General features: G+C 48.0%; 10 protein-coding genes. 5 read left to right on the top strand and 5 right to left on the bottom strand.

Annotated features, from left to right (window positions below; genetic code table 11):
* Positions 1–27: 27 nt before the first annotated feature.
* Complete coding sequence (locus QUB16_RS09970) at positions 28–630, bottom strand: thioredoxin family protein (RefSeq protein ID WP_333315799.1); 603 nt, start codon at positions 628–630, stop codon at positions 28–30.
* A 177-nt stretch (positions 631–807) separates the two neighbouring features.
* Here QUB16_RS09970 and QUB16_RS09975 point away from each other — a divergent pair, with 177 nt between their 5' ends.
* Positions 808–1,212, top strand: a complete 405-nt coding sequence (locus QUB16_RS09975) for an NIL domain-containing protein (RefSeq protein WP_190741019.1) — start codon at positions 808–810, stop codon at positions 1,210–1,212.
* A gap of 65 nt (positions 1,213–1,277) precedes the next feature.
* Positions 1,278–1,721, top strand: coding sequence for a hypothetical protein (locus QUB16_RS09980; RefSeq protein ID WP_333315800.1), 444 nt, complete (start codon positions 1,278–1,280; stop codon positions 1,719–1,721).
* Positions 1,722–2,671: 950 nt separating this feature from the next.
* On the opposite strand, the gene QUB16_RS09985 is transcribed toward QUB16_RS09980, so the two are convergent.
* From QUB16_RS09985 to QUB16_RS09995, 3 genes are all read right to left on the bottom strand, one after another.
* The gene (locus QUB16_RS09985; protein WP_333035087.1) at positions 2,672–3,223 is read right to left on the bottom strand and encodes a shikimate kinase; all 552 of its coding nucleotides are present in this window, start codon (positions 3,221–3,223) and stop codon (positions 2,672–2,674) included.
* 22 nt (positions 3,224–3,245) lie between these two features.
* Positions 3,246–4,130, bottom strand: a complete 885-nt coding sequence (locus QUB16_RS09990) for a LapA family protein (protein ID WP_333315801.1) — start codon at positions 4,128–4,130, stop codon at positions 3,246–3,248.
* A gap of 72 nt (positions 4,131–4,202) precedes the next feature.
* The gene (locus QUB16_RS09995; RefSeq protein ID WP_333057892.1) at positions 4,203–4,835 is read right to left on the bottom strand and encodes a flavin prenyltransferase UbiX; all 633 of its coding nucleotides are present in this window, start codon (positions 4,833–4,835) and stop codon (positions 4,203–4,205) included.
* 344 nt (positions 4,836–5,179) lie between these two features.
* Here QUB16_RS09995 and QUB16_RS10000 point away from each other — a divergent pair, with 344 nt between their 5' ends.
* Entirely contained in the window at positions 5,180–6,079 is a 900-nt protein-coding gene (locus QUB16_RS10000) for a hypothetical protein (RefSeq protein WP_333315802.1), read from the top strand.
* A gap of 6 nt (positions 6,080–6,085) precedes the next feature.
* Positions 6,086–6,736: a tetratricopeptide repeat protein gene (locus tag QUB16_RS10005; protein WP_333315803.1), complete on the top strand. Its 651-nt coding sequence runs from the start codon at positions 6,086–6,088 to the stop codon at positions 6,734–6,736.
* Between the two features lie 238 nt (positions 6,737–6,974).
* Here the strand turns inward: QUB16_RS10005 and QUB16_RS10010 are convergent, their stop codons facing one another.
* Complete coding sequence (locus QUB16_RS10010) at positions 6,975–9,341, bottom strand: ribonuclease R family protein (RefSeq protein ID WP_333315804.1); 2,367 nt, start codon at positions 9,339–9,341, stop codon at positions 6,975–6,977.
* Positions 9,342–10,618: 1,277 nt separating this feature from the next.
* Here QUB16_RS10010 and QUB16_RS10015 point away from each other — a divergent pair.
* Positions 10,619–11,629 carry a hypothetical protein gene (locus QUB16_RS10015; protein ID WP_333315805.1) on the top strand — a complete coding sequence of 337 codons (1,011 nt, stop codon included), beginning with the start codon at positions 10,619–10,621 and terminating at the stop codon, positions 11,627–11,629.
* The last annotated feature ends 132 nt before the right edge of the window (positions 11,630–11,761 follow it).

Genomic DNA, 11,761 nt, shown 5'->3' on the forward strand with positions numbered 1-11,761 from the left:
CTTCTTCCCTTTTCTCTCTTCCTTCATTTACTGTACTTGAGAGCCGTGGGCGCGGGGGTCGGAGCTACTTGTTTTCACAGGCCCTGTGGGGGGAGTAAAATTAGAAACTTGACCGCCTGCTTGGGCGTGTGGCAGAGGTTTTCCTGCAATTAAAGCTTCTAAGTTAGCTTCCATAATACTGCGCGGCATTTCGCCCATCGTTTCAGCAACGGCGCTGCCTTTATCGTTCAAATAGACAAAGTGCGGAATGCCATCTACTCGATATTTTGTGATTTCTGGCAGCCATTTGTCATTGTCTACATTCAGCATCACAAAATTCATCGGTTCGGCGTATTTCTGTTTGATTTCGCTCAGATCCTTAGCCATTGCCTGACAGCTACCGCACCAATTAGCATAAAATTCCATCAGTGTCGGTTTGCCATTTACCAAAGCTGTTTCTAATGGCGTTGAAGCTTTTGCCATGTCGGTGAGACTGCTTGACGGCGTTTGGGTTTGCAGCCCGAAGAAGATTGATATTGAAAGGGCGATCGCTGTTAACACGATCAATAAGTTTCTGAGGCGCGTGGCGACTTTTGTTTCGGGATTTTTTGCGGCGGGGGCGACAGTTGAGTTGGGCGAATTCTGGGTCATAAAATATATTGCGGTTTTATTTCTATGTTTGTATCTTAAATAATAGATTCAGATTATAGCACATTTTGAGATAATCAGACCAATCTCATAAAATTTTTTGAAGAAGCCAGAATTAGGCCAAGTGCGCTAAAACATAAGATAACAAAGATTGTTTGTAAATTACCGAGGACTTGCAGGGTGAAAAAACGGGTAACACTGACGTTTCCCCAACGATCGATCCAAATGCCTGTCACCTATCGACTGGCAAAGGATTTTAATGTTGCAGCCAACATTATCCGCGCTCAGGTGGCTCCGAATCAAGTGGGCAAACTGGTGCTAGAGTTATCAGGGGACATCGACCAACTAGAAGCGGCGATCGACTGGATGCGATCGCAAAATATCGGCGTTTCCCTAGCCAGTCGGGAAATACTCATAGACGAAGATATCTGCGTTGACTGCGGTTTGTGTACGGGAGTTTGCCCGACAGAAGCCTTGACCCTTGACCCAGAAAGCTTTAAACTAAGTTTTGCTCGATCGCGGTGTATCGTTTGCGAGCAGTGCATCCCTACTTGTCCGGTGCAAGCTATTTCTACTAACCTCTAGGCCCTGTACAAACTCATCGGGAGCATCATCTTTTTTTTGCCTGGTTCTCCTAATGGTGCGATTGGATGAAAAAAAACTCTTGGGTTTCCCTAACTCTACTTTTTGTTACTTATTTCACTTTTGGCTGGAAATTATCTGAGTTTGATGTTCCCCCGCACCTGACTTGGTTTCTAGCCATAGCTTCAATTTTATTATTTGCTGTCGCCTTGTCGTTCCCTCTGAGAGACATAAAAGCCTTAATTTTGCGGTGGTTTTCGAGTGATATCGGTGCTTTTCTTTCTATTATTGTAGGAGCTTTTGTGGCAGTGGTAGTTTTTGCTTGGCTGCACCTTTTTGCTACTTGTTTACTCTTGATTTCAGCCGGAGCTTTGGCAAGACTCGATATTCAAATGTCTGGTTGGAAGAATTGGCGGGCTTTTGCGGTATTAGCTACCATTTCTTTAACAGGTGTGGGGTTGGGCGGAGCGATCGAGTTTTGGTCAAGGACAGGCAAGCTTGTATTCTCTTAATGAGGAACGGGAAATTCATCCAACCAAATTCTATAACTCGCAACGGATATGTAGCCCAAAACTATCAGCTCGCCCATCAATAAATACAGCTTATTTTTTTTCAATCCCCCACCCCCGGATTAATTCCCCGTTCCGCGCATCATAGTAGTTTTCCAGCCTCGTGAGGTAAAGCTTCTCAATTGCCGATTCCCCGTTGCGCGTTACTAATTCCCAATTACTGATTACCAATTACTAATTACCGACACACCGGGAGTGGAACTGAAAACCCCTAGGGCAGTATTGAGGTGGAGGGACTGTTGCTCAAAATGTTATTCCCAAGAGCCCGCAAGTCCCGCAGCCAAAAACTCATCCCAATAAAAAAGCAGCTTTAGGGAGCTGCTCGTCAGAATGCATGAGGTATTGTTTTTAGAATAGGACAGATTAAATTCGATCGGTGCTGGGTTACATTTTTTGATACGGGAGAGTTGATGAGGGAATGGACGATCGTAAAATCGTCACATAGCAGGGTAGCATTGATGCTAAATTTCCCGACAATCAAGTTAGCGTTTAACTGTCCTTGCGCCCTACAGCCCTTCAGCGGTGGGGCCATTTTATTTTTAGGGAAAACTCAATAGCCGACTTTAACGCATTAGATGAGTCTGCCATTAGTTCTTGTATAAAATCTCCGCATCGCCACATCCTCATACCATTTTAGATTTTAGATTTTAGATTTTAGATTTTGGGAATGACAGATTAAGCTGGTGGTTTGGAGCTTGCGTAGGGTTGCATTATTTTTGGGAACTAATACCAAAAGTCCTCAGAAACCTGTTAAGCTGTTGTGCATTTAAATTGAATGTCAAAAAATAATCTAAGCTTTGTGGGGAGTAGGGGTTGGGCCTAAGAGCCCGCCCTAAATATGCAATTTAAATGCGTGACAGCTTATTTTCTCAGCAACCCGGTTTCTGAATGTATCAATTGAGATCGGGCCCGGTTTCTGGTTTGATAACTTTTTGGATTTCCTCGATCGCCCTAGTCGCCACTGCTTCAGGCCTTTCACCCACACCAGCATAGACTCGGACATCTGCTTGAGTGTAGAAACGCTCTCGCTCTTTCAAAAGGCTTTGCAGCTTAGATTTGATCTCGCCCTCCTGCAGTAGGGGTCGAGCGGTGTCCGAACGCAGTCGATCGTACAGTTGATCAACAGGCACATCCAGCCAAACTACTACACCGTAGTGCAAGTAACCCCAATTCATCGATCGCGTCACAATGCCGCCGCCCGTAGCCACAACCGAATTTTGATACGCAGACAACTCACCGAGCACTTTAGTTTCTAGTTCCCGAAAAGCCTCTTCCCCTTCTCGATCGAAAATCTCAGCAATTGACTGATTAGCAACTCGAACAATTAGTTCATCAGTATCAAAAAAACGGTATTTTAATTTTTTCGCCAAAATCCGCCCCACCGTTGTTTTTCCCGCACCCATCATCCCGACAAGATAGATATTTACTCCCCTCAACCCATCCACTGCCAAATCCTCCGATATTTTTCTATTTTTTCAGGTTAATCGATCGGCCACTGGGGCGATCGTCGTCCTCAAACTCATCACCCTCATCCAATCCCCAATCCTCATCTGCTTCTGCAAGAGGATTTATTGGTGTTTCATCAGCGGGTTTAGGTATCGCCTCTTGCGGGGGAACGATCACCCGATACTCTGCATCGTATACAGCCTCAGTTTGCCCCACCCCAGACTGACTCGGATCTCGATAGCCGTAAGAATATACTGAGCCAGCCCAAGACTTGCTTTTCGGTTCCTGCTGAGCTTCGTAAGCCCGTGGATTTGCCACTGGAACATCATTTACCTGCGGTCGATCGGGAAAATCGCGATCGTCCCCCCAATCGTCATCGCCCCCTTGAGAACCCGATTTTGAGCCATCTGAGACCCAATCATCCTCATCGTCTGCCGCTGCATAAGTCCCCGGTTGAGCGTAATCCTTCGCCCCATCCGGGTTCGGAGTATCTTGCAGGAAAGTCCCGGCTCTGTAACCCGCCGATGTGCCGTACTCAGTTCGGTAGGAACCAGCAGCCTGAGTTTGGCTATTTTCCCTATTCATATCCGGGTCAATTCCCTGTTTTCTAGGAGGGGGAGGTGGCGTGTAAGGCGTTCTCATGTCCTCTGGGAAAGTATCGGGACGGCTGCGACTGGATCTGCCGGCGCGGTCTGCCGTTAGAGATAGATAATTTGAAAAAGCGAGCAAACCAGAAATCAATAAAGATGTGAGAGATCCCACCGCCATGCTCAGCAAAATCCAGATAGATAAGGGCACAGCAGGCGATCGAACTCCCAAAAACACCAGCGATAATGCCGGATCCACATTTTGCAGGGCAAAAATAGTCAGCCCTACCACAATTACTAGCAAAAATACAGGTCGCATATCAAAATTTAATTTGTAATTTGTAAATCATTAATAACTAATAACTAATGACTAATGACTAATGACTAATTATTACTCCTCTTCCTTCCAGCGTTTGAGAGGAACGCAATCAATTCCCAACTGGTCTAAAGCGCGAGCCACCACAAAGTCTACCAAATCTTCAATAGTTTGCGGATTGTGATACCAAGCGGGAATCGCTGGTACAATTCTAGCTCCAGCTTCCGCCAAGGTAGTCAAATTCCGCAGGTGAATCAAGCTAAAAGGCGTTTCGCGAGGCACAAGTACCAATTTTCGCCCTTCCTTGAGCTGAACGTCTGCCGCTCTTTCGAGCAAATCCGAGCTCAAGCCAGCCGCCAATTTCCCCAGCGTACTCATGCTACAGGGAATAATCATCATCCCTTGGGTGCGAAACGAGCCACTAGCAATATTAGCACCGACATCTTGCCAGGGATGACACCGAAGTTTACCCATTGTGGCTACTCCTGCTTGTTCCCGCCAGAATTCCTCTTGAAGCGTGGGTTCGGCGGGCATTCGGGTGTTCTGTTCGCTTTGCCAAACCATGTAAGTAGACTTGGAAGCGACCAGTTCGATCGCGCGATCGGCTTCCAAGAGATATTTTAGGGTTCGCACCGCGTAAATCAGTCCCGATGCACCGGTAACTCCTACAATTAGAGGTTGGGCGGGGACTGAAACAGAATTAGTCATGGGCAATTATCCAGCAATAAGCTCACTAATTATAGCGCGATAGGTGCTAATAACAGCCACAACACTCATCAATCAATTCAATGATTGCGTGGCGCTCGCTCTTAATAACAATAAAAGGCGAAACCTATAGCCACCTGCAACACCCCCGGATACTACAAGAAAGTATGCGACTGCGCTCGCCAGGATTATCATTACCCTATTCTTCGTTAACAAAAACAAAGGCTAACTGCGATCGCCAGAGCTCCCGATCCCAGCCCCATCTTACATCCTGATAGCCGCGCGACCAACTCGGTGTCACAATAGAACTACTAACTTTACTTTATTAACATCAGGGGAGGCAGACAATGTTCTTAAGATACGAAGATATCGAAATAGTGCAATTAGACATTACCTCCCGATGTAATGCCGGTTGTCCTCAGTGTCCGCGCACGGGGAACCCTATTTTGCCAATGACAGAATTGACAATAGCAGATATTAAGAGAATCTTCCCTAAAGAATTCTGCTCTCAGTTGTCTTGGATTTACCTGTGCGGCAACTTTGGGGATGCGATGGTGAGTAATACCACTCTCCCGGCGCTAAAGTATTTTCACAAAATGGGAGTCAATTACCTTTGGATGTACACCAATGGTAGCGGACGCAGCCCTGATTGGTGGCGACAACTGGCCAAAATTTTGAATCAACCAGACGATCGCGTTATTTTTGCCATCGATGGATTAGCGGATACCAACCACCTCTACCGTCGCAATACAAACTGGAACCGGATTATGGAATCCGTCGAGGCCTTTATTGGCGCCGGTGGCCAAGCAGAGTGGCAATATTTAGTCTTTGAACACAATCAACACCAAGTCGAAGAAGCTCGCGCTTTAGCCCGTAGACTGGGGTTTATTAAATTTCAAGCTAAAGCAACGTCTCGCTTTGCGCTGTCAGAGGTTGATGAAGTCGGAGAAAAGGAGGAGGCGATCGCAGAGGTGGACTCCCAGACGCAGGAAAAGCGCGATCGTTCTACCCCCATCACCCTAGAAAAAGCAGCTCTCAATTTTCACCGACAAGCTGAAGATTATTTAGCGGAAAAAAATTTAGAACAAGCATTTTTAGCTTGTCAAAAAGCACTTGAGATTCAGTCAAACTTTGCCGTCGCTCACAAAACATTAGGCAATCTGCTACAGCTCACAGACTGTCTGGAGGAAGCGATGAACTCCTATAAAACTGCCCTAGAAATTCAGCCAGAATTTGCCGAAGTTTAGGCAAATATGGGCAGCGTTTATGCTTCTAAAAAACAATGGGAACCCGCAATTTCTCACTATCAAAAAGCGCTGGAAATTCGACCAAATTTTTCAGGAGTGTATCGAAATTTAGCCAAAGTTTGGACACAATTAGGTAAAATAGAAGAAGCAAATGAAGCTTTTCAGCAAGCCGTTAAACTCCAACTCGCTCAAGAAATTGCTCCGGCTAAAGCTGCTAAAGCGAACAAAGAAAGCTCCGTAGAACTCAAGCCGGCTTCCTTACCCCAGTATCAAAATCCAGAAATCCCCAACTTTCGCAAAGCCGTCCAAGAATATGGAGGATTAGAAAATTATTTTCAGGGCATTGAAATTAACTGCCAGTCGCAAAAGAAAGCTGAAATTTACGTTAGTTTTGACGCTGAACTGTGGCCCTGCTGCTATACAGCTCAGACCAAATACGCTCATTACAGCGACACTTATATGACCCAGGCGATCGCTCTGTTTGAAAAATATGGGCAAGGATTTAACAACCTCCGCAGCAAATCTATCAAAGAAGTGCTAGAAAATGTTTGGTATCAAAAAGACTTAGCCAAAAGCTGGTCTTGTTCGGAGAGACTAGAAATATGCGCCTTGGTGTGCGGGAAAGCCTTCCACCCCACCTCCTCACAGATGCTCTAGATCCTTCACTGACTCGAGTCCAGAAACCTGATTTTTTGGGAAAGTATCGAATTTTAGCACCGCAATATTTGCAAAAAAACCTGATTTTTCTTGAAGCGGACTTCAGAAACCGGGTTTCATCAAGAAACCCGGTTTCTGAACAGCAGACGTTTGTTAGAAACAGGCGAGAGTTGGAAACTGGCGACGCACCCTACCTTTACTGTTAGCTATCAACTATCAACTATCAACTATCAACTAACTACTCATCATCATCAAAAGCTTGACTGCCGCCACCAACTGCAACTAAATCAATTTGCTGGCGGTAGTAATCCACACTCTTGACTTGAACTTCTACCCGATCGCCCAAACGGTACTGATTGCGGTTTTTGCGGCCCACCAGAGTTTGCTGGCGCGATCGATATTCGTACCAGTCATCCTTGAGCGAAGAAACGTGCACCAATCCCTCAACACGCAGAATATCGCTCTCCGGCGGCCGCACCTCAATTTCCACAAAGAAACCGTAAGACTGCACGCCTGTAATCAAACCCTGGAAAGTTTGGCCGGTGCGTTCTTTCATCAATCCGGTTTTCTTCAATCCCTGCAAATCGCTTTCGGCATCCTCAGCAACTCTTTCGCGTTCGGTTAGGTGTACTACTACCGATGCGAACTCGGTCTCAAATTCGTGGTGCAAATCTGGGGGGAGAACATTCCAAGTAATTTGACCGTGACAGGAGGAATGGTGCAAGTCAACTTTTTCCTTAGCCCGTGTTGTGCGACTGCTGCGGCCTTGCTCGAACACCGCTTGCAACACCCGCAGCACCAGCAAATCGGCGTAGCGGGAAAGCGGCGAAGTGCAGCGCGTGTAACCCTCTGACAGCCCCAAACCGAAGTGCGGCTTGGGAGTTGTGCTGTAAACAGCGGGCTTCATGGTGTCTTCTAGCAGGTAGGTGAGAACTCTTTCGGACTTAAGGCCGGCAAACTGCTGGGTAAATCGCTGAAAGTCCAAGGGCAAAACTTCTTCTTCGGTTTCGAGATACAGTTCGCCTCCGAGGTTGTTGGAGAGTTTGATGAACTCTTGAATGTCGGCCGGGTCTGGCATCGGCTGGACGCGGTAAATTGCTGGGACTCCCAAGGCTTGCAGGTGAGTGGCGACGGCTTGGTTGGCAAGTACCATCAACTCGGAGACAGCCGACTGGGCGGGGGGAGCCGTTGCAAAAGCTCCTAATTCGCCTTCGTCGTCGAAGTGAGAGTTAGCGTCGGGCAAATTTAGTTCAAAAGCTCCTCGCTTGAGCCTTGTCTGTCTGGCAGCCTGTGAGGCGGCACCGAGTTGATCTAGGAAAGGACGGAGGGCGGAGGATAAAGGGTGCTCTTCGGCATCGCCTGGTTCGAGAATTGCTTGAGCTTGCTCGTAGGTGAGGTGGTAGTCAATTTGAATGACGCTGGTTTGAATCTCGTATTCTAGCAGTTCTCCTGATTGGTCGAGGGTGAGCAGTATGCTGAAGGCCAGCCGTTCGCTGTCTGGCAGGAGGGAGCAGCGCTCGTTGAGGGTTTCTGGCAGTACGGCGATGATTTTTTCCCCCAGATGGGCGGCGGTGCCTCGCTTGCGGGCTTCGCGGTCGATCGGGGTTTCTGGCTGCACGTACTCGGCGGCATCGCTGACGTGGATTCCTATTTGCCAGCGGCCGGGCTTCAGGGTTTCGATCGACAAAGCGCGTTCTACTGGCGGATCGGACAGGAATGATGTCGGGTCAAACTCGTTTTCGCCTCCTCCTTCGGACAGATTTTCCTCCTGGGATCGAGGGGTATCGTTTTCGCTGTTGCTTGTTCCCGGTTCGTTTTTGCTGAAGCTAACAGTCAGAACGTTACGCAAATCTAGGCGTTTTTTGATGTCGGTTTTTTTGACTTTGCTGGGCAAATTTTCGGCTGCTTTGATGACGGCGGCGGGGAACGATCGCGGCAAGTCGTGTTTGCAGCATACGATGTCGAGGTCGTCAGCGGCTTCGGCGTCGGAACCGAGTACCTGTACTACTTTGCCGACTGGGCGATGGGTGCCGAGGGGGTAGCGTTTGACTTCGACGTGTACTAGGTGGTCGATCGCCTCTTGGAGATTTGTGCCATTTGCGAGCAAGTCTAGTTCAAACAACAGGCGATCGTCCAGGGGGATTGCTCTGTAGCTGACGCGGCCGGTGGGGGTGGCGGTTTGCTTGACTCGCGCCAGTACCGAGGGGTTGGCGCGTTCGAGGATGAGCATGACTTCGCCTTCGGGCGATCGGCGGCGGCTACCTTCTTTGATGATTTTGACTAAGACTCGATCGCCATTCCAAGCTGTCGAGAGGTGACTTTCCCGCACATAAACGTCTTCTGAGCCTTCGGCGTCTTGAATTGCAAAGCAAAATCCTTTGCTCGAACAGCGCAGTTTTGCTTCTACTACGTCGTCTTCAGCTACTCGGCGATAGCGGCCTTTGTCTTTGACTAATATGCCAATTTTCTCTAGAGCTTCTAATGCGATTTGAAGTTTGAGTTGACTGGTGGCGTCATTGCAGTCGAGTTTTTTCTCCAATGCTTTAGGAGCCACTAATTTGTCTTCTGTAAAATTTGCCAGCAGTGCAGCGATAGAAAATTCCATGTAGCGATCGATCCTCTTGTTTCCAGCAATTAGTCTAAATTTTGGCGAAATCAGCCGCACCCCCTCGGGCCCTCGCAGTGCCTGCTTCCCAACAAATGCGCGGGTTGATAGGTGGAGACGCGAGCACAGCCACCTTGTTTCATCGCGAGGTTTTTTTGAGATTCTCTCCCGACACCGGCTTGGTGCTAATTGTCTGCTGTCTGTCTTGAACTGACTGCTGACGGTGCAGACAACTGTCCCGCACGCTATTCCCCAATACAATTTTTTAGCGTTGGTTTGTTTGCTTTTAGGTCAGCAGCGCCGAGCACTTCGCAAATTAGAAAGCCCCTGTCGGTTCTTAAAAGATGGCTCGATACTGAAAGCGACGGCTTGAGTCGAGGATGGGCCGATGGAGCGATGGAGACGGATAAAATTTGCATTTCTTCCTTCTGCCTTGTTCCTTCTGCCTTGTTCCTTCTTCCTTTTGAAGTGCCTCTTGCTTCTTGCTTTAGCAAAGAATTTACCGGATCTTTAAGGCAAAATTGCTAGTAGCTCGCTGCTGCGATGCCCTTGTTTTTGTGCACGCGATCAGTCCTTGCGGACGGAGGTGCAACGAGCGGGTCGGGAGCAATCTGTGCTGTAGAAAGTGCAGGTACGCAAACCGGAGACTTTTACTACTTTTGCTTAGTTGCTGTGCCATCTCCTATAGGTAGAAATGACGCCCGGTGCTTGTTAGCTTAAACTGCCGGATGTGGGATGGGGTTTAGTGGCGTGAAAGGTTGCGCGGATGATTCACCTTTAATTTATTGTATGTTGAATAGGTGCTTTCAGAAAATTGTTTTCTCTGGGCTGTTGTTGAGCCAAGCCTGACCAGGGGTAATTTTTAAAATTTTCGCGATCTCTCGGACGATCGAGCTTGGCTTTAGTCGCTTTCTGTTAAGCTGTTGGGCATTTCAATTGTCTTTTTGGGCGGGCGTGACCGAAAGCATCCAGGATACAAGCCCCCGGATTGATCCGTCCAGAAATAAAAAACCTGTATCCGATAAAGGAGCCCCCGAATTTATCCGTGGGGTCAATGCTTAAATCTAAAATCTAAAATCTAAAATCTAAAATCGATTGACGCCCAACCCCTACTCCCCACAAGAATTTCATCAAACTTGTCTGTAACAATTAGATGTACCTGGGCTTACACGATCGCCCTCACGTTTTCAAGAAATGTTGAAGAATCAAGCAACTAAGGCGTGGTTGTGTACTAAACTTAAGTCACAAGCCCCTTCTGGTTTCGGGGTCAAAAAATTATGTTTGCTGAATTTCGCGCCCTTTATCCCGCTGGACAGTTAATTTGTGAGTTGCTGACTGTTCATCACGGTAAGTTTGTTGTTCGCTGTCTGGTTCAGGTTGACGGCCAAACTCTGGCTACGGCTATGTCGGCTGCTGAGTCTGTTGAGGATGCTGAAGACCGCGCCCGGTTGCGAGCGATCGCTGTTCTTGGATCTGCTGCGCCCGATCGTGCGATCGCGAGTGTTGCTGCTGTTCCCTCTCCTCCTGCTGTTCCCCCGGTTGCTGCTGTTCCCCCTCCTCCTGCTGTTCCCTCTCCTCCTGCTGTTTCCCCGGTTGCTGCTGTTCCCCCTCCCCCTCCTCCTGCTGTTCCGGTTCCTGTTGGGCCGACAAGTGTTCCTCTTCCGGTTCTCGAAATGCCTGTTGCCGACAAATTGCCTGAAACACATCAAAGCAATTTTGTCAAGACTGAAGCGAAATTAAATGAAGAGCCGATCGCACCTGTACCGGCACCGCTGCCTCCAACGGTCGATCGCGTCGAGGCTACTGGATTTGTACCGAAGCAGTTAGACTCGGACGCTTGGCTTTCTTCTAGCTACGGCGAACCACTTCAGGAACTGGATGTGCCGACTACTAGCCAAAGTGAACTGCTACAGGGTGCGGCCGAACTCCGGGAATTGCAACCGATCGCAGTGGGAATCCCCAGCGATGCGATCGAGGATAATTCTGATACGATCGCCCAAATAGACGCCATCCTCAAACGCCTGCGATGGAAAAAACCACAGGAAACCCAGTGTCTCGAACACAATTACGGCAAGTCGTCGCAGAGAGAGCTTTCTAGCGAAGAGTTAGTAGATTTCCTAGAATATCTAGAAATCTATAGCAGAACCACTGAGGAAATCCAGCGGCTGGGCTGGACTGCCAACCAAGGAAAAGATTATCTCAAACAAGGTTATGGCAAAGAAGCGCGCCATTTCTTAAATCGAGAAGAATTGTTCGACTTTCTGCAATATCTCGAATCTTTGCCCTAGGAATTTGGAAACTAAACAAGGCGCTGGAGGCTATTAGATTAAAGGGGAGCATCTCAGTTTTGCAAAAAGCATTTTTTTTATTATAGTGCGAGCGTCCCCGCTCGCGTATGCTACAAATCGCGAGCGGGGACG

The organism is Microcoleus sp. D3_18a_C4 (assembly GCF_036702415.1).
In the GTDB taxonomy this organism is placed as follows: Bacteria; Cyanobacteriota; Cyanobacteriia; order Cyanobacteriales; family Microcoleaceae; genus Microcoleus.